This window comes from Methylophilus sp. 3sh_L (assembly GCF_046766015.1).
Lineage (GTDB): Bacteria > Pseudomonadota > Gammaproteobacteria > Burkholderiales > Methylophilaceae > Methylophilus.
Map to the genome: position 1 here is coordinate 156,917 of NZ_JBKOUF010000006.1, position 21,193 is coordinate 178,109.

The window sequence follows — 21,193 nt, forward strand, 5'->3', positions numbered from 1 at the left end:
TTGAAATGCATTCGGAACATTTAATGAACACATATGGCAGGCAGCCAGTGACCTTTGTTAAAGGTGAAGGTGTCTGGCTCACAGACACTGCTGGTGATCGCTATCTGGATGCACTTTCTGGCGTGGCCGTGAATGGCTTGGGTCATACCCATCCAAAATTTGTGGCAGCACTCAATGCACAAATTGCCAAGCTGATCCATGTTTCCAATATTTACCAGATTGCTGAGCAGGCGGCGTTGGCGGATAAAGTTGCTGAACTGTCCGGTATGGACCGCGTGTTTTTCTGTAATTCTGGCTGTGAAGCCAATGAGGCGGCCATTAAACTGGCCCGCTTGTACGGACACAACAAAGGCATAGACCATCCTGAAATTATCGTCATGGACCAAAGCTTTCATGGCAGAACCATGGCGACCTTGTCGGCGACGGGAAACCGCAAGGTGCAAGCCGGTTTTGAGCCATTGGTCAGTGGGTTTATCCGCGTGCCGTTTGATGATATCGAAGCAGTGAAAGCGATTGCTGCCCATAAAAACAACGTGGTCGCCATCCTGGTTGAGCCTGTGCAAGGCGAAGGCGGCATTCATATTCCTGCCAGCTTAAAAGCCTATTTGCAAGGCTTGCGTGCGCTGTGCGATGCCAATGGCTGGCTGTTAATGCTGGATGAAGTCCAGTCAGGCATTGCTAGAACCGGCACCTGGTTTGCTTTTCAGCACAGTGGCATTCTGCCGGATGTGATGACGCTGGCCAAGGGTCTGGGTTCAGGCGTGCCGATTGGCGCGTGCGTGGCTCGTGGTGTCGCTGCAGAAACCTTTACGCCAGGCAAGCATGGCTCTACGTTTGGCGGTAACCCGCTGGCAACGGCTGCTGGCTTGGCCACATTAAATATCATTGCCGAAGAACAGTTACGTGAAAACGCACAGACGGTTGGCGACTATATTCGCGAACAGTTTACGCTTGCGCTCAAAGGCGAGGCTGGTGTGGTTAATGTACGCAATGCCGGCATGATGATTGGGATTGAGCTCGACAAACCATGTGCCGAGCTGGTCAAGCAGGCGTTGGCAGCAAAACTGTTGATTAACGTCACCTCAGAAAAAGTGATCCGTTTGTTACCACCGCTGATCATGAGCAAGCAGGAAGCAGATGAGTTAGTAAGCAGGTTAACGCCCCTGATTTTAAATTTTTTAAAGGCAAGTGCTTGATTTAACAAGCACCCATACATCATGAGTATTAAACATTTTTTGCAATTTAATGACCTGACACGTGACGAGATCGAGCATATCTTTACCCGTGCCAAATGGATTAAATCGCAATTTAAAAACTATAAACAATACTGGCCGCTGGTAGACCGCACGCTGGTCATGATTTTTGAAAAAGCCAGTACACGTACCCGCTTGTCATTTGAGGCCGGCATGCAGCAACTTGGGGGTTCTGCGATCTACCTCAATACCCGCGATTCGCAACTGGGCCGTGGTGAGCCGGTCGAAGACGCGGCACAAGTCATTTCGCGCATGAGCGACATCGTGATGATCCGTACCTTTGAGCAAAGCATCATTGAGCGTTTTGCGCAAAATTCACGGGTGCCTGTCATCAATGGCCTGACCAACGAATACCACCCATGCCAGATTCTGGCCGATATTTTTACTTTTATTGAGCATAGAGGCTCAATTCAAGGTAAGACCGTGGCCTGGATTGGCGATAGCAACAACGTCTGTAACACCTGGTTACAAGCGGCAGAAGTGCTGGACTTTAATGTGCATGTGTCTACTCCTCCTGGCTATGAGGTTGAGCCAGAGCGCGCCAACCTGTATGGCACGGATCATTTCGAGTCATTTGCTGACCCGATGGAAGCGGCACGAGGCGCAGATTTGGTGACAACCGATGTCTGGACCAGCATGGGCTTTGAGGCTGAAAATGAAGAGCGCCGCAAAGACTTTGCCGATTGGCAAGTGGATGCGGACATGATGAAGGTGGCCAAAGCCGATGCCGTGTTTATGCACTGTTTGCCTGCGCATCGCGGTGAAGAAGTTTCAGCCGAGGTGATTGATGGCGCGCAAAGCGTGGTCTGGGACGAAGCCGAGAATCGGCTGCATACGCAAAAAGCGCTGATGGAATATTTGTTATTAGGCAAGGTTTGATTTTTCACCACAGAGACTCCGAGTGTTTCAAGGTGGTTTTCTCCTAGTCCTCTGCGATCTCTGTGGCAAAAAAATTGTTTTTTTATAGGTTCACTCTGACACGAAGTTGAAATTAAGCGTGCCAGACTGGCGTGACAGCAAACGTGACGCCAAACACATGTGTTAGCCACAGATAACATAGAGGTCGCAGAGAAAAGGCGCTATTACAAATTTTCTCTTTATCTCGTTAGCTGTGAGGTAAAAATATTTTTTATGGAAATACAACTTCAATGAGCGATATTAAAAAAGCCGTATTGGCCTATTCTGGCGGCCTGGACACTTCCGTGATTCTGAAATGGTTGCAAGACACTTATCAATGTGAGGTGGTCACGTTTACTGCTGACCTTGGACAGGGCGAAGAACTGGAACCCGCGCGTGAAAAAGCCAAAAAATTTGGCGTGAACGAGATTTACATTGATGACTTGCGTGAAGAGTTTGTGCGTGACTTTGTGTTCCCAATGTTCCGTGCCAACACCATTTACGAAGGCGAGTATTTGCTGGGCACGTCGATCGCACGTCCGCTCATCGCCAAACGCCTGATTGAAATTGCCAACGAAACCAAAGCCGATGCCATTTCGCATGGTGCGACCGGCAAGGGCAACGACCAGGTCCGTTTTGAATTGGGTGCCTATGCACTTAATCCGAACATCAAAATTATCGCCCCTTGGCGTGAGTGGGATTTGTTGTCCCGTGAAAAACTGCTGGCCTATGCTGAAAAACATGGCATTCCAGTCGAGATGAAGCACAAGCAAGGTGGCAGTCCGTATTCAATGGATGCCAACCTGTTGCATATTTCTTACGAAGGCCGTCACCTTGAAGACCCGGCAGCCGAAGCCGAAGAAGACATGTGGCGCTGGACCGTGTCTCCGGAAAAAGCCCCAGATGCGGCTGAGTACCTGGATATCGAATTCAAGAATGGTGACATTGTCAGCTTGAATGGCAAAGCGCTGAAAGCACATGAAATTCTGGCTGAGTTGAACCGTATCGGTGGTAAACACGGTATAGGTCGTCTGGACCTGGTGGAAAACCGCTATGTCGGTATGAAATCACGTGGTTGTTACGAAACCCCAGGCGGTACGATTATTCTCAAGGCTCACCGTGCGATTGAAAGCATTACGCTGGACCGCGAAGTGGCGCACCTGAAAGATGACCTGATGCCACGCTATGCCAGCCTGATCTACAATGGTTACTGGTGGAGCCCTGAGCGGGTTGCGCTGCAAACGCTGATCGACCATACACAGGCGACCGTGAATGGCTGGGTGCGTGTCAAACTGTACAAAGGCAATGTGATTGTGGTGGGCCGTGACAGCAAGACGGATTCACTGTTTGACTCTACCATTGCCACGTTTGAAGACGACAAGGGCGCATACGACCAAAAAGATGCCGGCGGCTTTATCAAGCTGAATGCTTTACGGATGCGTATCGCAGCCAACTTGCACAACCGTAAAAAATAATTCTTATGGCCCAGCGACGCGTCATTGCCTATGACTCTACCTTGCGCGATGGCGCGCAAGCGCAAGGAGTCTCGTTTTCAGTCGAGGATAAACTCAAGGTGGTCCAGCGTCTGGACCAATTGGGCATAGGCTATATTGAAGCGGGCAATCCGGGTTCTAATCCCAAAGACCTGGAGTTTTTCGCGCGTGTTGGCGAACTGAAATTGCAGCACGCTAAAATCATTGCCTTTGGCAGCACCCGCCGTATCGGGATTACTGCTGCTGAGGATAAAAACCTGCAGTCGTTGTTGTCAGCGAATACTCAAGCCGTGGCGATTTTTGGCAAAAGCTGGGATTATCAGGTGACAGACATCCTGCGTACTACGCTGGACGAAAACCTGGCGATGATAGGCGACACCATTGCTTACCTGAAAGCGCAAGGTAAAGAGGTGGTGTTTGACGCGGAACACTTTTACGATGGCTATAAGGCCAATGCTGGTTACGCCATGCAAACACTGCAAGCGGCGGTGGAAGCAGGCGCGGATGTGCTGGCCTTGTGCGATACCAATGGCGGCACGTTCCCGAATGAAATATTTGCTGTGACTGAGGCCGTGGTTAAACAGTTTCCGTCAGTGCAAGTTGGCATTCATTGCCATAACGATTGCGAAATGGCGGTAGCTAACTCGGTTGCGGCCGTGCAGGCGGGTGCCGTTCAAGTGCAGGGTACTATCAATGGCATAGGTGAGCGCTGCGGCAATGCCAACCTGGTGTCGATTATCCCTAATGTGCAACTCAAGCTCGGGTTTGATTGTATTTCTGAGGTGCAGCTTTCAGAACTCACTGCCGCGGCCCGCTTTGTGAGCGAAGTCGCGAATGTGGCTTTTAATGATAAAGCGCCTTATGTGGGTCAGGATGCCTTTGCGCACAAAGGTGGCATGCATATTGATGCCGTGAATAAAAACCCCAAGTCCTATGAGCACATCAATCCGGGCATGGTGGGCAACGAACGGCAGATACTGGTGTCTGAAGTGGCTGGTCGCGGTGCGATATTACGTAAACTGCAACAAATAGACCCCACACTGACCAAAGAGTCTGACGCGGCTATCAATATCCTTGAGCATTTAAAAGCACTGGAGCATGAAGGCTACCAGTTTGAAAATGCCGAGAGTTCTTTTGACCTGTTAATGCAAAAACTGCTGGGCAAGTTTGAGCCATTTTTTAGCCTCAAGCAATACAACGTCAATATCTATGAACCTTCTGCAGATGGCCTGAACTCCTCAGTCAGTATCCATCTGAGTGTGCGTGGGCAGGAGACTGCGGCGACAGCGCAGGGCGATGGCCCGGTGAATGCACTGGACAAAGCCATGCGTAAAGCCTTGGAGCCGTTTTATCCGGCGATCAAGGATATCAAGCTGATTGATTACAAAGTGCGTGTGCTCGATTCAAACTTGGCCACGGCTGCCAAAGTGCGCGTGCTGATCGAATCGTCTGACCAGCATTCCAGCTGGGCGACGATAGGCGTGTCTTCTGACATTATCCAGGCCTCCTGGCTGGCGCTTAAGGATGCGCTGGAATACAAGCTGGTACAAACCGTTAAACCCTTGGTCGCTGTCTGATCAGGCAGGTTGTAACAGCACCAGTTTTAAATGTTCTTGTTCCACCGGCCGTAAGGTGACCTGCTGGAATTGAATGAATCCAGATTGCGGATGCTGAAATTCGCGCTGTCCGCCCTGTCTTTCCAGGACATCGTGCTGTTTCCAGAACTGGGCAAACTCCATACTGGCATTGCTGAGTTCATCCACGAGTTGCTTGACGTCTGGCTCCTCCAGGCGAGAGCGGCTATCAGCCCTGAACTCCGCCACCAGGCGTCGTGCCCGCATCTCCCAATTCACCACAAACTGCCTGGCTGAAGGGTGGATAAAGACAAACCGTAACAGGTTAGGGCGTTGATCTGCTGGCCACTCCTTATCCAGCAGTCCGATAAATAAGGTTCCTGCGGGCTGGTTCCAGGCCAGGATGTCCCAGGTACGGCCCATGATATAGGCGGGAATCTGTATTTCGGCCAGCATGGCGACCAAGGTTTCAGGTGCGGTATCGACTTCGGCATGATGCGCTTGCGGATCTCGGCGGTCTGCCATATCGAATAAATAACTGCGTTCAGACTTGCTTAATTTAAGGGCAGTGGCCAGCCTGGCTAACGCATCGGCTGACACATTTACTTCGCGTGCCTGTTCTATCCATGTATACCAGGTGGCACTGATGCCTGCGAGTTGTGCCACTTCTTCGCGGCGCAAGCCTTGGGTGCGGCGTCGTGAACCGGATGGGAACCCGAATTCTTCCGGGCTGCCCCGTTGACGCATCGCTTGCAAAAATTCAGCCAGTTCCTGACGGCGGGTATCCACTATCGTTTTACCTGTTGGTTCAATCGCTTGCATGCTAAAACAGTCTTAAAGTAGTAGTGTTAATACTAGTATAAACTATCTTCTTGTAAGGGTATTGAAACTTAGGTATTCTGCGCGGGTTTTATCAATATTTGCGTGGTGAGAAAGGAACTGTCATGGCAGGCAAAACGCTGTACGACAAATTGTGGGAATCGCATGTGGTGCGTGAGGATACTGACGGCACCTGTTTGATCTATATCGATCGTCACTTGGTACACGAAGTCACCAGCCCGCAGGCGTTTGAAGGTCTGCGTATGGCTGGCCGTAAGCCATGGCGTAATTCCAGCATTGTGGCTAACCCTGACCACAATACGCCAACGAAAGATTGGGACAAAGGCATTGAAGACCCTATCTCTCGTCTTCAAGTGGAAACGCTGGACAATAACATCAAAGAGTTTGGTGCCTTGGTGTATTTCCCATTCAAAAACAAAGACCAGGGCATTATCCATGTGATCGGGCCTGAAAACGGTACCACATTGCCTGGCATGACCGTGGTCTGTGGTGACAGCCATACGTCTACCCATGGTGCTTTCGGGGCATTGGCACACGGGATTGGCACCTCAGAAGTGGAGCACGTGCTGGCGACACAAACACTGGTGGCTAAAAAATCCAAAAGCATGCTGGTGCGCGTTGATGGTCAATTGGGTAAGGGCGTAACGGCGAAGGACGTGGCATTGGCTATTATTGGCAAAATCGGTACCGCTGGCGGTACTGGCTATGCGATTGAGTTTGGTGGTGAAGTCATCCGTGGTTTATCCATGGAAGGCCGCATGACCCTGTGTAATATGGCGATTGAAGCCGGGGCCCGTGCTGGCCTGGTTGCACCAGATGAAAAGACTGCTGCTTATCTTGAAGGTCGTTTGCATGCACCAAAAGGCGAAAACTGGACCAAGGCCGTCGCTTATTGGAACACGTTGAGCTCTGACGCAGATGCCACATTTGATACTGTGGTGGTACTGAATGGGGCTGAAATTGCACCGCAAGTCACCTGGGGGACTTCACCTGAGCAAGTGTTGCCTATTGGTTCTACCGTGCCGGATCCGGCGCAGGAAGCCGATGCGACCAAGCGCACCAGTATCGAAAACGCCCTGAAATATATGGGTCTGACAGCGAATACACCGATTGAACAGATTCAGCTGGATAAAATCTTTATCGGCTCATGCACCAACTCCCGTATTGAAGATTTACGCGCGGCGGCCAGCGTGGCCAAAGGCAAGAAAGTGGCTGGCAACATCAAGCTGGCCATGGTGGTGCCGGGCTCTGGCCAGGTAAAACGCCAGGCCGAAGCTGAAGGCTTGGACAAGATTTTTATTGAGGCTGGTTTTGAATGGCGTGAGCCAGGCTGTTCCATGTGTTTGGCCATGAACTCAGACCGTTTGAGTCCCGGTGAGCGTTGTGCCTCGACCTCTAACCGTAACTTTGAAGGTCGTCAGGGCCCAGGCGGCCGTACGCACCTGGTGAGCCCAGAAATGGCTGCTGCCGCTGCGATTGCCGGTCACTTTGTGGACGTGCGCAGCGCTTAAGAGGAGAACATGATGAAAGCATTTACTACTTTAAATGGCCTGGTGTGTCCATTGGATCGTGCCAATGTCGACACGGACGCGATTATTCCGAAACAGTTTTTGAAGTCGATCAAACGTTCTGGTTTTGGACCTTACCTGTTTGATGAATGGCGTTATACCAACTATGGCGAGCCTGGCATGGATTGCAGTACCCGTCCGCTCAACCCGGATTTTGTCCTCAACCAGCCACGTTACCAAGGTGCGCAGGTACTGCTGGCACGTGACAACTTTGGTTGTGGCTCTTCACGAGAGCACGCGCCTTGGGCGATTGAAGACCAAGGTTTCCGCGTCATTATTGCACCTAGCTTTGCGGATATTTTCTTTAATAACTGCTACAAGAACGGTATTTTGCCGATTGTGGCTTCGGCCGAGCAGGTAGATGGCCTGTTTAAAGAATGCCTCGCCAATGAGGGCTACAAACTGAACGTGGATTTGGAAGCACAAACAGTGACCACACCATCCGGCCAGTCATTCAGCTTTGACATTACGCCTACCCGTAAGCACAACTTGCTCAACGGTCTGGATGAAATTGGCCTGACTTTGCAGCATGCGGATGAGATTCGTACTTTTGAAGAAAAGCATAAACAAAGCCAGCCTTGGTTATTTGCTTAACGGAATGTGTGCTCTCACATAAAGTGGGGGCATCAAAAAATAAAAGGAATTTTTAAATGGCATTAAATATTGCAGTGTTGCCTGGTGATGGCATCGGCCCTGAAATTATTGCGCAAGCGTTGCGTGTACTGGAGGTCTTGAAAAAAGAAGGTCTGGACATGACCTTTACCGAAGCCCCGCTTGGCGGCCAGGCTTATGACCAGTACGGTCATCCATACCCTGAGTTTACGCAAGAAATCTGTCGCAAAGCCGACGCAGTATTATTGGGCGCTGTAGGCGGACCACAATACGACAACCTGGATCGCCCACTGCGCCCTGAGCGCGGTTTGTTGGCGATTCGTAAAGACTTGGGTTTGTTTGCCAACCTGCGTCCTGCGGTATTGTTCCCGGAGTTGGCGAATGCTTCTACATTAAAACCAGAAGTGGTGGCTGGCCTGGATATCATGATTGTGCGTGAACTGACCGGTGACGTTTACTTTGGTCAACCACGTGGTATGCGCACTAACGAGCAAGGCGTACGCGAAGGCTTCAACACCATGATTTACAGCGAGCCAGAAGTGCGCCGTATTGCACACGTGGCGTTTGATATTGCCATGAAACGCGGCAGGAAATTGTGTTCTGTGGACAAAGCCAACGTGTTGGAAACGACTGAGTTCTGGAAAGAAATCGTGATTGATGTGGCTAAAGAGTATCCAGAAGTGGAACTGAGCCATATGTATGTCGACAACGCCGCCATGCAGCTGATCCGTAATCCTAAGCAGTTTGACGTCATGGTGACCGGTAACATTTTTGGTGACATCTTGTCTGATGAAGCTTCAATGCTGACCGGTTCTATCGGTATGCTGGCTTCTGCATCACTGAATGAAAGCAAAAAAGGTCTATATGAGCCATCACATGGTTCAGCACCGGATATCGCAGGTAAAAACCTGGCTAACCCGATTGCGACCATTTTGTCTGCGGCCATGATGTTGCGTTACAGCTTTGATAACGAAGCCGCGGCCACTCGCATTGAAAATGCGGTGAAAAAGGTATTGGCGGCAGGTTACCGCACCGGCGACATTTATGAAGAGGGCACGAAGAAAGTTTCTTGCTCTGAAATGGGTGACCAAATCGTAGCGGCCATGTAAAACTGGCTACGCAGCGGTCGGCTATGTATACCGTCCGCTTGATATTAAGATATAGTCGTAATTAGTATTGATTAGGAATTTAAAAAATGGCGCAATTTGATAACGTCAGTGTAAAAAAGAAAGCCAACGTTTATTTTGATGGCAAATGTGTGAGCCACACCGTGTTGTTCCCGAACGGCACACGCTGTACCGTGGGTGTGATTTTTCCAAGTAGCCTGACCTTTAATACCGGCTCCCCGGAGTTGATGGAAATTAATGACGGGGTCTGCAAAGTCCGTCAAAAAGGCGAAGAGAACTGGACGACCTACAAAGGCGGTGAGAAGTTTACCGTGCCAGGTAATTCCAGTTTTGATATCGAAGTGATTGAAACTGTAGACTACGTCTGCCACTTCGAATAATCGTGATTGCTCGGCATGACTGCGTTGGTCGCGCTGGTCGTCTAAATGTACTGCCTGCGCGCTTCCGCCTTGTCCTGCCATAGCTTGTGAGGTTTTAAAAAATGCCTAGCTTTGATATTACATCCGAAGTCGATATGGTCAATTTGAAGAACTCGATTGATGCTGCAAGCAAGCAGATCACCAATCGCTATGACTTCAAAGGCACTTCGGCCAATATTGACTTTAATGAGAAAGACAAAGTGATTACTTTGTTTGGGGATAATGATTTCCAGCTGGATCAGGTGAAAGATATTCTGCTGCCAGCCATGGAAAAAAAAGAGCCTGAGTCTTCCAAGCGCCTGGAGCACAAAGATGTGCAAAAGGTGTCTGGCAACAAGGTCAAGCAGGAGTTGCGCGTGCGCGATGGCATTGATAGCGACCTGGCCAAGAAAATTACCAAGCTGATTAAAGACAGCGGTATGAAAGTGCAGGCCAGTATTCAGGGGGATACGGTACGCGTGAACGGCGCCAAGCGAGATGTCTTGCAAGAAGCGATTGCGTTTGTGAAAAAGAGTATTACTGATTTTCCGTTAAAATTTGGTAACTTTAGGGATTGATGACTGTCTGCACGGTCATGTGAGGAGAGGATGATGTTTAAGACGTTGATTTTTTGTGTAATCACTGCATTGAGCCTGGCAGCCTGCAATACCATTGATGGTATGGGCAAAGACATTGAGAAAGCTGGCGAAGCGGTGCAAAAGTCAACCAAATAACGGTTGAGTTAAAATTATCTGCGTTTATCCGCACAATAAGTGCGGTTAACAATAAAGGTTGAATATGTTGAAGGTAGGGTTTGTAGGCTGGCGTGGCATGGTGGGTTCTGTGCTTATGCAACGCATGCGTCAGGAAAATGATTTTGCGGACATTGAACCGCAGTTTTTCACCACCTCGCAAACGGGCGGTGCGGCACCTGATGTCGGTAAAGCATCCCCAGCGTTGAAGGATGCGAAAAATATAGACGCATTGAAGCAGATGGACGTGGTTGTCACCTGCCAGGGCGGTGATTATTCCAGCGAAGTATTCCCGCAATTGCGCGCCGCAGGCTGGAATGGTCATTGGATTGATGCGGCCTCTACCTTGCGTATGGAAGAGGATGCCGTGATTATCCTCGATCCGGTCAATATGCATGTTATTAAAGACGCGCTGGCCCATGGTGGAAAAAACTGGATTGGTGGGAACTGCACCGTTTCATTGATGTTGATGGCACTCAATGGCTTGTTCAAGGCTGATCTGGTGGAATGGGCCACCTCCATGACTTATCAGGCTGCCTCAGGTGCAGGTGCGCAGAATATGCGTGAGTTGATTACGCAAATGGGTGTGGTGCATGCCTCGGTATCTGAATTGTTGGCCGATCCGGCGTCAGCCATTCTGGATATCGATAAACAGGTTGCAGATACAATCCGCAGTGATGCGTTGCCGCAGTCCAATTTTGGCGTGCCACTTGCCGGTAGCCTGATCCCCTGGATAGACAAAGACTTGGGCAATGGTCAAAGTAAGGAAGAGTGGAAGGGGGGCGTTGAGACCAATAAGATCTTGGGTCGCAGTGCCAATCCAATCGTGATCGATGGTTTGTGTGTGCGTATCGGCGCCATGCGTTGCCACTCACAGGCGCTGACGCTGAAATTGCGCAAAGACGTACCGTTGGATGAGATCAACCAGATGCTGGCGGAGGCTAACCCCTGGGCCAAAGTGATCCCCAATGAGCGTGAGATCAGCATGCGGGAGTTAACGCCTGCGGCGATTACAGGCACATTGACCACACCGGTTGGCCGTTTGCGTAAGCTGGCAATGGGCGGTGAATATTTGTCCGCGTTCACTGTCGGTGACCAGTTGTTGTGGGGTGCGGCCGAGCCATTACGGCGTATGCTGAGAATTTTGGTCGAAGCTTAAGTAGTTTGTTAAGTAGCAGCCCGTAAAGCTATGATTTATCAATGAAATCATAGTCTTTTCGGGCTTTTGCTTTTTTTGGGGTGGTGTTTAATGGATGTGAGACACTAAAAACAGTGTATTTATTGCCTGCAAGCCGCCTGCACGCGCTTGCGTGGCTGTCTGAATGATGCTATTTTGACAAACGCCATGAATGAAAAAAGGGTGTATCGGTGCATAAAATTCAATTAAAAAAAATAGCCTTTGCCTTAAGCTTGGGCGCTGCCGTGTCGGCACATGCTGCCGGATTGGGTACCATTACGTCGAGCTCAAAACTGGGGGAACCACTCAATGCGGAAATTGAGCTGCTGGCGGTGACGCCTGCCGAGTTGACCAGTATTCAAGCTGCACTTGCCAGTGAGCAGGTCTATCAGGATCAAATGCTGGAAAAGCCAGCCGCTTATCCTTTTATTAAGATTGAGGTAAGCAATAATACTAAAGGCCAGCCTGTCCTTAAATTAAGCAGTAGCCAACCGATCACAGAGGCCTTCCTAGACATGTTGATCCAGGTCGATTGGCCAACGGGCCGCCTGGTGAAAGAGTACACCCTGTTGTTGGACCCGCCTGGGTTTAACTCTAACTATGCCGCCGAAGCGGCAGCAACGCCTGTGGCCAAACAGTCGGCAGCCAAACAGCCGGCAGCCCAAGCAACGCAAGAAACAGACAGTCGTCCGGCAGATACTCCCACCGCCAAATCACAGCCTGCAGCCAAGCCAGTTGCCAAAAAAACAGCGCCTAAAATGCCTGTGCCGGAAAATACCACCGAGGCACAAACCCTGACCACTGAACGTGGGGATACGCTTTACGCAATCGCCAGACAGATGAAGCCTGACAATGTCAGTATGGACCAAATGCTGACTGCGCTTTATCAATCTAACCAGGATGCCTTTGACGGTAAGAACATGAACCGTCTCAAAGTGGGTAAAATCATCCGCCTGCCAGACCAGGCCGCCCTGGAGCGTTTGGGACGTAAGCAAGCCCAGCAAGTGGTCGCGGAGCACACTGCGAATTGGTTGGCTTATAAAAATACCCTGGGCAAAGTCGTGAAAGAAAGTGCGCCTGTCCAGACCGGTGGTAACACCCAGCAGTCAGCAGGTAAGATCGGTAGTGCTGGCGATAAACCGTTGCCACAGTCCAAACCCACTAAAGATGTGCTGAAGCTTTCAGCCGGAGACGAGAAATCGACGGCTTTGTCAGATAAAGCGAATGGCAAGGCCGCTGCAACTGCTGCACAAGAGGATGCCACAGCTAAAGCGAATGCAATTAAGGAAGAACAGTCACGCGCTGCCGCCCTTGAGAAGCAAGTCGCCGATATGAAAAAACTGGTGGAGATGAAAAGTAATGCCATGGCACAAGCTGAGAAAAATGCTGTGCAGGCAGAGTCGGCACCTAACGCAGATCAGCAGGGCAAGCCAGCGGCTGAGCCAGTCAAGCCTGAGGCTGCAAAAGATGCAGAAAAAGCCAGTCCTGACAAAGTTGCGCCGTCTAACACAGAGTCTCCCAAGCCTGTTGCAGAAAATAAACCAGCTGCTGAAAACAAACCGGAAGCGAACCCAGTTGAACCAGCTGCTACCCAGCCCTCATTTATGCATGTATTGCTGGCGCGCCTGAAGGCAATTAATCCGGTCTTGCCTTATGCCTTGATTGCTTTGCCAGTCTTGCTTTGTATCTGGGCACTGATCCGTATCCGCCGCAAAAAGCAGATTGATAATTTTGAAGATGTCATTGTGACTTCGCCCGCCACCGAAATGCAAAACAATACGGTGTTCGGCGATACGCAGGCCGCTGCTTCTGGGGACACCTCATTCCTGACTGACTTCTCGCAAAGCGGGGTAGGCGGCATGATCGACTCTCATGATGTCGATCCGATTGCTGAGGCTGAGGTGTACATGGCTTATGGCCGGGATGCTCAGGCTGAGGAAATCCTCAAGGATGCCATTCAAAAAGACCCCGAGCGGCAGGAATTGAAGGTTAAATTGCTGGAGATTTATCAGGCAGCCGCCAATAAGGCTGCATTTGAATCACTGGCTAGTGATCTCTATGCCAAACTTGGGCCTGCTGATAGCACTTGGGCAAAAGTTTCTGCCATGGGGCAAAAGCTCGATCCTGAAAATAGTTTATACCAGGTGAGTGCCGAGCCAGTCAGCGCGGCAGATGAAAGCAATATTGCTGCTGCAAGATCCGCCGAGTCACCCGTTCCTGCAGAGAATGAAGAGGGCTACCATTTTAACTTCGAGGCGCCCGCGTTAGAGTTCGAGTCTGCGAATGCTGCGGTTTCTGCAGAGGCTGACAGCGAGGAGGATGGCAAGAATGTTGAGGAGGCGGTTCTGGAAACAGAAACGGCTTCTGATCGCCCGGCTAAATCTGGTGCCGATGAACCGCTCGCATTTGAATCTACACGGCTCGCTGACGATAATCTTAGCATCGTGCCGGAAACACCTGCCAAGAATGACGCATTGACGCTGGAAGATACGCCCCTATCATTTTCTGCGGCAGCGGACGCCGCGCCTGCGCCTGCGTTAGCAGGCGTGGATCGTGCGCAAATCGCTGCTGCTGAAGAGGTGGCTGCAGAGCCTGATACACTGTCTTTGACTGCTGATGAGGTGAATGCCGATCCAGAATTAACGCCTAAGTCACTTGATCTGCCATCCTTGAATCTGGATGATGCCGAACAGGCGGCTGCGCCCTTTGCTGCACCTGCAGCTTCATTGACCGGTGAGCCTGCCTTGTCTAATGAAGATGCAGTCTTCGAGTCCCTGCCAGAGTTGTCTCTGGAGTTAGGTGGTCCTAACGATGCTGCGCAGCCAGACGATGAAGACCTGTCATTGGAAGACCTGGATTTAGATGCGCCGGTTGCTTCCTTGAATGAGCCGGTAGCAGCAGAGCCAGCCACTCCTGAAACTGAGTTTCCTGAAATCTCCCTGGATGTCAGTGAGGCGGCTTCTGTGTCTGCCGATGAGCCTGTTGATGAACCGGAAGAAGTGAATACCAAACTGGATTTGATTCAGGCCTATATTGATATGGAAGATGTGATTGGTGCCAAGGAGTTAATTGAAGAGGTGATGGCCGAAGGCGGTGAGCGCCAGCGGCAACGAGCCCGTGAGCTCCTTGATAAAATCGCATAAACAAAGGCCGGGTTTCCGGCCTTGTTTTTTTCTGTCTTGATTAGGCGTTATTGTCCACAGCCCTTATACTAGGCGCCATGAAAATTGTGATTGGCATTGAATATCATGGTGCTCATTTTCAGGGCTGGCAAAGCCAGCCAAATGGCCTTGGGGTGCAGGATGCGTTAGAGCATGCCATTGCGCAGGTTTCGGGCGAGACAATACGTTTACATGCTGCAGGCCGTACCGACAGCGGCGTGCACGCATTGATGCAAGTGGCACATTTTGAAACGGGCGCGGTCAGACCTTTGACTGCCTGGGTGCGTGGCAGTAATGCGCATTTACCCCCTTGGGTACGCGTGTTGTGGGCTTGCGAGGTGACAGGGGATTTTCATGCGCGTTTTAGCGCACGGGCGCGCAGTTATCAGTATGTGCTATACAATCATCCGGTGGCGCCAGCCAGTCAGCACGGGCGGGTAGGCTGGTACCATAGGCCGCTGGCGTTTACGGCGATGCAACAGGCCATGCAAGGACTGGTAGGTGAACATGATTTTAGTGCCTTCCGGGCCAGTGAATGCCAGGCCAGTAGTCCTATCCGTACGTTGTATCAAGCGGAACTCAAACAGTACGGCCCTTACCTGATCTTCCGTTTTCAGGCCAATGCTTTTTTACAGCACCAAATTCGTAATATGGTGGGCGCTTTGATCTATGTCGGGCAAGGTAAACTGAGCCCTGCTGCATTTGCGCAACTCATGCAGCAGCGGGACCGGACACTGTCACCGCCGACATTTATGCCAGATGGCTTGTATTTTACCGGTGTCGAGTACGAGCCGCACTGGCAATTGCCGTCATGCAAGGCCGATTGGGATGTATTCAACACTGATTAAACCTAACTGAATAACATGAGAAGAACCAGAGTTAAAATTTGCGGGATTACCCGTATCGAAGATGCGCTTGCAGCCGTCGCTGCTGGTGCTGATGCACTAGGTTTTGTATTTTATGCGCCCAGCCCGCGTGCGGTAAATGCACAGCAGGCAAAGGCTATTGTGGCTGCGTTACCGCCCTTTGTCAGCAAAGTGGGATTGTTTGTGAACGCCTCAGCTGAAGAGGTACGGCATACGATGGCTGTGGCTGGCCTGGATTGTTTACAGTTTCATGGCGATGAGTCTGCACAGGATTGCGCGCAATTTAATCTGCCATATTACAAGGCAATCCGAGTCAAACCGGGGGTAAATTTGATACAATGCGAGTCTGATTTTTCATCTGCGACCGCCTTGCTATTGGATACCTATTCTGAAAAGGCAGTTGGCGGCACCGGACAATCCTTTGACTGGTCATTGATCCCGGCGCAGATGCAAAAGCCATTGATTCTTGCCGGCGGATTGCAAGTGGAAAATGTAGCGCAGGCAATCGGGCAAGTTCAGCCTTATGCTGTGGATATCAGCGGCGGGGTAGAAGAGCAAAAAGGGGTGAAGTCCCCACAAAAAATAGCTGCATTCATGCGGCAGGTCGTACAGGCAGATGCTGTGCACAATGGGCGGTTTGAGTAACGAGATAGATACGGAGTAATGCATGCAAGTCTATGACATGCCAGATGCGCGTGGCCATTTTGGTCCTTTTGGTGGGGTTTTTGTGGCAGAAACCCTGGTTGAGGCGTTGGAAGAGCTACGCCTGATGTATGAAAAATACCGTCACGACCCAGAGTTCCTGGCTGAGTTTGCTTATGATCTGAAGCACTTTGTTGGCCGCCCCAGCCCGATTTACCATGCCAAACGTCTATCCGATAAAGTCGGTGGGGCGCAAATTTACCTCAAGCGCGAAGACCTGAATCATACTGGTGCGCACAAAATCAATAACACCATCGGCCAGGCCTTGCTGGCAAAACGCATGGGCAAGCCCCGCGTGATTGCTGAAACCGGTGCTGGTCAGCACGGTGTGGCCACCGCAACCATCGCAGCCCGCTTGGGCCTCGAGTGTGTTGTCTATATGGGTGCTGAGGATGTGAAGCGCCAGGCGCCGAATGTGTTCCGCATGAAGCTGCTTGGAGCGACTGTGGTGCCGGTTGAGAGCGGCTCTAAAACGCTTAAAGATGCCCTCAATGAAGCCATGCGTGATTGGGTAACCAATATCTCAGATACGTTTTACATTATTGGTACTGTAGCCGGTCCTCATCCTTACCCGATGATGGTGAGAGATTTTCAGGCTGTGATCGGTGTGGAAGCCAAGCAGCAGATGCAAGAAATGTTAGGTCGGCAGCCAGACGCTGTCGTGGCTTGTGTGGGGGGGGGCTCTAATGCCATGGGCATTTTTTACCCTTATATTGATGTTGAAGGTGTACGCCTGATAGGCGTCGAGGCGGGTGGTCATGGCTTAAGCACTGGCCAGCATGCCGCACCTCTCACCGCCAACAGCCCGATTGGCGTATTGCACGGTAACCGTACTTACCTGATGCAGGATGAAGACGGCAATATTATCGAAACCCACTCAATTTCTGCCGGCCTGGATTATCCAGGTGTGGGTCCTGAACATGCCTGGTTGAAAGATATCAAACGCGCCGAATATGTAGCAATCACCGATGACGAAGCCATGGCGGCTTTCCACAACTTATGTCGCACCGAAGGTATTATTCCAGCACTGGAGTCCAGCCATGCCTTGGCCTACGCTGAAAAACTTGCTAAAACCATGTCGCCAGACCAAGTTGTCTTGGTCAACCTGTCTGGTCGTGGAGACAAGGATATTAATACCGTCGCACGCTTGGCCAATATTACATTGTGATGTCCATACGCCAGCAGGAAACCAATTTCTGCTGGCGTTTTTGCATTTATCATTTTTGAACTCTTAACACACAAATTCTTATGTCCCGTATTCAATCGGTTTTTGCCTCACTCAAAGCGCAAAACAAAAAAGCATTGATCCCTTACATTACCGCCGGTGATCCGCATCCTGACCAAACCGTGACGCTCTTGCATGCGATGGTGGCGGCTGGTGCCGATATGATTGAGCTTGGCGTCCCGTTTTCTGACCCCATGGCGGATGGCCCAGTGATTCAGCGCGCCAGCGAGCGTGCGCTTGTACACAAGATGGGGCTGCGCAAAGTGTTGGCCATGGTGAAAACGTTTAGGGAGTCTGATCAGCAGACACCGATTATCTTGATGGGCTACGCTAATCCGATTGAAGCCATGGGGGCAGCCCAATTTGTTGAGTTGGCACAAGCTTCAGGTGTGGATGGCGTCTTAACGGTAGATTATCCTCCCGAAGAGTGCGACACCTTTAATCAGGCGCTGGCTGCTGCAGGTATAGATAGTATTTTTCTGTTGTCGCCCACCACTGAGCCTTCACGTACCGACCTGATCGTCAAGCAAGCGACCGGCTTTCTCTATTATGTTTCATTAAAAGGCGTGACGGGCGCAGCCAACCTCGATATCACGGAAGTGAAGAAGCGTGTGGCTGAAATCCGTCAACAGACAACCTTGCCGATTGGTGTTGGCTTTGGTGTCAAAGATGCGGCCACCGCGCGCGAAGTGGCTAGCATCGCCGATGCCGTGGTGGTAGGCAGCCGTATGGTGCTGGCGATCGAACAATCCGATGCGGCGAGCTTGCAGGCGAACGTGCAGGCCTTGGTTAAAGAATTACGTACTGCGATTGACTCTGTGTAGGCTGGGATTCCCGGTTAGTCAGACATCGTCATCTATCAGTAGGAGAAGTTATGAGTTGGTTAGACAAGATTCCACAAAAGATTAAACGTGCCGTAGGTTCGGTGCAGAAACGTAACGTGCCAGAAGGGTTGTGGCACAAGTGCGATGCTTGCCAGACCGTGTTATACCGGACGGATCTGGACGCGAACCTGGAAGTCTGCCCGCAGTGTGGTCATCACCATCGGTTAGGTGCACGCGACCGCCTGAACGTTTTGCTGGATGAAGCTGGACGCGTTGAAATTGGTGCAGATGTGACTCCGGTCGATGCACTTAAATTCAAAGACAGCAAAACTTATGCTGAGCGCATGAAGGCCGCCCAGCGGGATGTTAAAGAAAAAGATGCCCTGATTGTGATGCGTGGTTCGATTGAAAGCGTGCCAGTGGTCGCTGCCGTATTTGAATTTAAATTCATGGGTGGCTCCATGGGCTCAGTCGTCGGTGAACGTTTTGTACGCGGGGTACAAGCGGCCATTGAGCAAAAATGTGCTTTTATCTGTATCTCTGCCAGTGGCGGTGCGCGTATGCAAGAAGGCCTGCTCTCGTTGATGCAGATGGCTAAAACCAGTGCCGCCTTGACCAAGCTGTCCGAGGCGGGCTTGCCTTATGTTTCCGTGTTGACTGACCCGACCATGGGTGGGGTTTCTGCCAGTTTTTCCATGCTCGGGGATGTGATTATCGCCGAGCCAAACGCGCTGATCGGTTTTGCTGGCCCGCGTGTGATTGAACAAACGGTACGTGAAACCTTGCCTGAAGGCTTTCAACGCGCAGAATTTTTGCTGACGCATGGCGCGATTGACATGATTGTCGACCGCCGTGAAATGCGCGGAAAATTAAGCCAGTTGTTATCCAGCTTGTTGAATATTGCCAAAGCTGCTTGATGTCCACTGTGATACCCGGGCATCCACAAACGGTTGAGGATTGGCTCGGCTATATTGAGTCCTTGCATCCCAAATCCATTGAAATGGGTTTGGGCCGGGTGCAAGCCGTTGCACAGCGGTTAGGGCTCAACTTTCCATTCACTGTGATTACGGTGGGCGGAACGAATGGTAAAGGGTCTACCTGCGCCATGCTGGAGCGGATTTACACGGCTGCCGGCTATGAGGTCGGCTGCTATACCTCTCCCCATCTCATCCATTACCAGGAACGGGTGCGCTTCAATGGTCAGGTGATCGCCGATGACCGGCTGTGCCAGGCATTTTCCGCTGTTGAAGAAGCGCGCGGCGATATCACGCTCACCTACTTTGAAATGGGCACGCTGGCAGCCTTATGGGCGTTTGAGCAACAAGCCTTGGATGTGGTGGTGCTCGAAGTCGGCTTGGGCGGGCGTCTGGATGCCGTGAATATCGTGGATGCCGATTGTGCCATTGTGACCAATGTCGACCTGGATCATATGGAGTATCTGGGGGATACGCGCGAGCTGATTGGGCGCGAGAAGGCTGGCATCTATCGTACTGAGCAGATTGCCATCTGTGGTGATGCCGAACCGCCACTGTCCTTGCTTGCTTATGCAGAACAACTTGGGGTAAAGCTTTACCGCTACGGCAGTGACTACCAGATCGAAATCAGCGAGTCACAAGCGGCCCATTATGAAGACGCGTTTGGCGTGCTTGATATTGCCAGCTTGCGTTTGTATGGCCGCTACCAATGGAATAATGCTGCCAATGTGATTTTCGCCGTACGGGCGCTGCAATCCCAGCTGCCTGTCAGTGCTTCCGTCATGTTGCAGGCGCTGGTAGGTACCGAAGTGACGGGACGCTTTCAGTATTGGCATCATTCGCCAGACATTATTCTGGATGTTGCCCACAATCCCCATGCTGCACGCGCGTTGCGTGATAATCTGCAGCGGCTCACCGCAGGAGGTGGGCGTGTGATTGCCGTTTTTTCCATGTTGTCTGATAAAGACATCGCCAGTGTGGTGGATATTCTGCACGATGTGTTTGATGAATGGCATATTGCACCGATTATGCATCCGCGTGCAGCTGATCTGCACGAGCTGAACAATTATCTGGCCGGCAGGGTCTCCGTAGAGCGCTTGCATGCGCATGCGAACTTGCCAGCGGCCCTGCAAAGCGCCTATAAGAAAGCGGCGAAAAATGATAAAATCATTGTATTCGGTTCTTTTTTTACCGTGGCCGCAATACTGGAATTAACGCCTGATCAGTGGGGCTCTTAGTGCGGTCCTGCTCCTAAAATCTGCTGAGTGAGAACTTCAACACCTTATGGCGAGAGATGCTTTAACTGAAAACGAGCTGTTGCTCAAAAAAACCGCCCGCAGGCGTTTAGTGGGGGCGGTCACTCTGGTGATTCTCATGCTGATTATCCTGCCATTTGTCCTCAAGGACAGGGTGGTGGACAGTAGCCAGGAAAATGTTGAAATCACGGTGGTAAATCGTCAGGCTTCCCGGGAGCCTATTCTGGAACTGCCAGAAGACGAAGTCGTCCTTGATAATGAAGCAGCGCCTGTCGCCAGTGAATCAGCCTCTTCACCAACACCTAAATCAACGCCAGCAGAATCTGCAGCCGTGATGCCAGCAGCGGCTGAAGTTGTTAAACCAGCCAAAATAGAAGCCGCGCCTGTGGCAGTGGTAGATCCTGTAGTAACCAAAGCAGTTGAACCCAAAGTTGAACCCAAAGTTGAACCCAAAGTTGAACCCAAAGTTGAACCCAAAGTTGAACCCAAAGTTG

The 21,193-nt window shown here is 51.0% G+C and carries 19 protein-coding genes and 1 pseudogene; 19 read left to right on the top strand and 1 reads right to left on the bottom strand.

The features are described from left to right. Positions 1–23 precede the first annotated feature (23 nt). The 4 genes from ACIDF8_RS12070 (at position 24) to cimA (ending at position 5,220) form a co-directional block, all read left to right on the top strand. Positions 24–1,196, top strand: a complete 1,173-nt coding sequence (locus ACIDF8_RS12070) for an aspartate aminotransferase family protein (RefSeq protein WP_412010859.1) — start codon at positions 24–26, stop codon at positions 1,194–1,196. 21 nt (positions 1,197–1,217) lie between these two features. Beyond that, positions 1,218–2,132, top strand: coding sequence for an ornithine carbamoyltransferase (gene argF, locus ACIDF8_RS12075; RefSeq protein ID WP_412010860.1), 915 nt, complete (start codon positions 1,218–1,220; stop codon positions 2,130–2,132). A 269-nt stretch (positions 2,133–2,401) separates the two neighbouring features. Beyond that, positions 2,402–3,625 (top strand): argininosuccinate synthase, encoded by a 1,224-nt coding sequence (locus ACIDF8_RS12080; RefSeq protein ID WP_412010861.1) that lies wholly within the window; start codon positions 2,402–2,404, stop codon positions 3,623–3,625. Positions 3,626–3,630: 5 nt separating this feature from the next. Then, a complete protein-coding gene (gene cimA, locus ACIDF8_RS12085) occupies positions 3,631–5,220 on the top strand; it encodes a citramalate synthase (RefSeq protein WP_412010862.1) in 1,590 nt (529 codons plus the stop codon). On the opposite strand, the gene ACIDF8_RS12090 is transcribed toward cimA, so the two are convergent. Further along, positions 5,221–6,039, bottom strand: coding sequence for a helix-turn-helix transcriptional regulator (locus tag ACIDF8_RS12090; protein ID WP_412010863.1), 819 nt, complete (start codon positions 6,037–6,039; stop codon positions 5,221–5,223). 122 nt (positions 6,040–6,161) lie between these two features. Here ACIDF8_RS12090 and leuC point away from each other — a divergent pair, with 122 nt between their 5' ends. The 15 genes and pseudogenes from leuC to ACIDF8_RS12165 form a co-directional block, all read left to right on the top strand. Continuing rightward, positions 6,162–7,568, top strand: a complete 1,407-nt coding sequence (gene leuC, locus ACIDF8_RS12095) for a 3-isopropylmalate dehydratase large subunit (RefSeq protein WP_412010864.1) — start codon at positions 6,162–6,164, stop codon at positions 7,566–7,568. 12 nt (positions 7,569–7,580) lie between these two features. Beyond that, on the top strand, positions 7,581–8,219 hold the full coding sequence (gene leuD / locus ACIDF8_RS12100; RefSeq protein ID WP_412010884.1) for a 3-isopropylmalate dehydratase small subunit: 639 nt from the start codon (positions 7,581–7,583) through the stop codon (positions 8,217–8,219). Positions 8,220–8,275: 56 nt separating this feature from the next. Next, positions 8,276–9,346: a 3-isopropylmalate dehydrogenase gene (leuB, locus tag ACIDF8_RS12105; RefSeq protein ID WP_412010865.1), complete on the top strand. Its 1,071-nt coding sequence runs from the start codon at positions 8,276–8,278 to the stop codon at positions 9,344–9,346. Between the two features lie 86 nt (positions 9,347–9,432). Next, positions 9,433–9,744 carry a pyrimidine/purine nucleoside phosphorylase gene (locus ACIDF8_RS12110; RefSeq protein ID WP_412010866.1) on the top strand — a complete coding sequence of 104 codons (312 nt, stop codon included), beginning with the start codon at positions 9,433–9,435 and terminating at the stop codon, positions 9,742–9,744. Positions 9,745–9,845: 101 nt separating this feature from the next. Further along, positions 9,846–10,340 (top strand): YajQ family cyclic di-GMP-binding protein, encoded by a 495-nt coding sequence (locus tag ACIDF8_RS12115; protein WP_412010867.1) that lies wholly within the window; start codon positions 9,846–9,848, stop codon positions 10,338–10,340. A gap of 33 nt (positions 10,341–10,373) precedes the next feature. Beyond that, complete coding sequence (locus ACIDF8_RS12120; RefSeq protein WP_412010868.1) at positions 10,374–10,496, top strand: entericidin A/B family lipoprotein; 123 nt, start codon at positions 10,374–10,376, stop codon at positions 10,494–10,496. Between the two features lie 64 nt (positions 10,497–10,560). Next, positions 10,561–11,673 carry an aspartate-semialdehyde dehydrogenase gene (asd, locus tag ACIDF8_RS12125; RefSeq protein WP_412010869.1) on the top strand — a complete coding sequence of 371 codons (1,113 nt, stop codon included), beginning with the start codon at positions 10,561–10,563 and terminating at the stop codon, positions 11,671–11,673. A 209-nt stretch (positions 11,674–11,882) separates the two neighbouring features. Next, positions 11,883–14,834, top strand: a complete 2,952-nt coding sequence (locus ACIDF8_RS12130) for a FimV/HubP family polar landmark protein (protein WP_412010870.1) — start codon at positions 11,883–11,885, stop codon at positions 14,832–14,834. Positions 14,835–14,911: 77 nt separating this feature from the next. Further along, complete coding sequence (gene truA, locus ACIDF8_RS12135) at positions 14,912–15,700, top strand: tRNA pseudouridine(38-40) synthase TruA (RefSeq protein WP_412010871.1); 789 nt, start codon at positions 14,912–14,914, stop codon at positions 15,698–15,700. A 15-nt stretch (positions 15,701–15,715) separates the two neighbouring features. Then, the gene (locus ACIDF8_RS12140) at positions 15,716–16,363 is read left to right on the top strand and encodes a phosphoribosylanthranilate isomerase (protein WP_412010872.1); all 648 of its coding nucleotides are present in this window, start codon (positions 15,716–15,718) and stop codon (positions 16,361–16,363) included. Positions 16,364–16,385: 22 nt separating this feature from the next. Continuing rightward, a complete protein-coding gene (gene trpB / locus ACIDF8_RS12145; RefSeq protein WP_412010873.1) occupies positions 16,386–17,588 on the top strand; it encodes a tryptophan synthase subunit beta in 1,203 nt (400 codons plus the stop codon). 80 nt (positions 17,589–17,668) lie between these two features. Next, the gene (trpA, locus tag ACIDF8_RS12150; protein ID WP_412010874.1) at positions 17,669–18,469 is read left to right on the top strand and encodes a tryptophan synthase subunit alpha; all 801 of its coding nucleotides are present in this window, start codon (positions 17,669–17,671) and stop codon (positions 18,467–18,469) included. 50 nt (positions 18,470–18,519) lie between these two features. Next, a complete protein-coding gene (gene accD, locus ACIDF8_RS12155; protein ID WP_412010875.1) occupies positions 18,520–19,386 on the top strand; it encodes an acetyl-CoA carboxylase, carboxyltransferase subunit beta in 867 nt (288 codons plus the stop codon). Then, positions 19,386–20,681 carry a bifunctional tetrahydrofolate synthase/dihydrofolate synthase gene (gene folC, locus ACIDF8_RS12160; protein WP_412010876.1) on the top strand — a complete coding sequence of 432 codons (1,296 nt, stop codon included), beginning with the start codon at positions 19,386–19,388 and terminating at the stop codon, positions 20,679–20,681. Before accD ends, folC begins: the two co-directional genes overlap by 1 nt. A 46-nt stretch (positions 20,682–20,727) precedes the next feature. Then, positions 20,728–21,193: pseudogene (locus ACIDF8_RS12165) on the top strand (SPOR domain-containing protein); the annotation flags it as partial.

Excerpts from the sequence above, each read along its gene's own strand:
- ACIDF8_RS12070 (WP_412010859.1), top strand. The coding sequence starts at position 24 with ATGAACACATATGGCAGGCAGCCAGTGACCTTTGTTAAAGGTGAAGGT.
- argF (WP_412010860.1), top strand. The coding sequence starts at position 1,218 with ATGAGTATTAAACATTTTTTGCAATTTAATGACCTGACACGTGACGAG.
- ACIDF8_RS12080 (WP_412010861.1), top strand. The coding sequence starts at position 2,402 with ATGAGCGATATTAAAAAAGCCGTATTGGCCTATTCTGGCGGCCTGGAC.
- cimA (WP_412010862.1), top strand. The coding sequence starts at position 3,631 with ATGGCCCAGCGACGCGTCATTGCCTATGACTCTACCTTGCGCGATGGC.
- ACIDF8_RS12090 (WP_412010863.1), bottom strand. The coding sequence starts at position 6,039 with ATGCAAGCGATTGAACCAACAGGTAAAACGATAGTGGATACCCGCCGT.
- leuC (WP_412010864.1), top strand. The coding sequence starts at position 6,162 with ATGGCAGGCAAAACGCTGTACGACAAATTGTGGGAATCGCATGTGGTG.
- leuD (WP_412010884.1), top strand. The coding sequence starts at position 7,581 with ATGAAAGCATTTACTACTTTAAATGGCCTGGTGTGTCCATTGGATCGT.
- leuB (WP_412010865.1), top strand. The coding sequence starts at position 8,276 with ATGGCATTAAATATTGCAGTGTTGCCTGGTGATGGCATCGGCCCTGAA.
- ACIDF8_RS12110 (WP_412010866.1), top strand. The coding sequence starts at position 9,433 with ATGGCGCAATTTGATAACGTCAGTGTAAAAAAGAAAGCCAACGTTTAT.
- ACIDF8_RS12115 (WP_412010867.1), top strand. The coding sequence starts at position 9,846 with ATGCCTAGCTTTGATATTACATCCGAAGTCGATATGGTCAATTTGAAG.
- ACIDF8_RS12120 (WP_412010868.1), top strand. The coding sequence starts at position 10,374 with ATGTTTAAGACGTTGATTTTTTGTGTAATCACTGCATTGAGCCTGGCA.
- asd (WP_412010869.1), top strand. The coding sequence starts at position 10,561 with ATGTTGAAGGTAGGGTTTGTAGGCTGGCGTGGCATGGTGGGTTCTGTG.
- truA (WP_412010871.1), top strand. The coding sequence starts at position 14,912 with ATGAAAATTGTGATTGGCATTGAATATCATGGTGCTCATTTTCAGGGC.
- ACIDF8_RS12140 (WP_412010872.1), top strand. The coding sequence starts at position 15,716 with ATGAGAAGAACCAGAGTTAAAATTTGCGGGATTACCCGTATCGAAGAT.
- trpB (WP_412010873.1), top strand. The coding sequence starts at position 16,386 with ATGCAAGTCTATGACATGCCAGATGCGCGTGGCCATTTTGGTCCTTTT.
- trpA (WP_412010874.1), top strand. The coding sequence starts at position 17,669 with ATGTCCCGTATTCAATCGGTTTTTGCCTCACTCAAAGCGCAAAACAAA.
- accD (WP_412010875.1), top strand. The coding sequence starts at position 18,520 with ATGAGTTGGTTAGACAAGATTCCACAAAAGATTAAACGTGCCGTAGGT.
- folC (WP_412010876.1), top strand. The coding sequence starts at position 19,386 with ATGTCCACTGTGATACCCGGGCATCCACAAACGGTTGAGGATTGGCTC.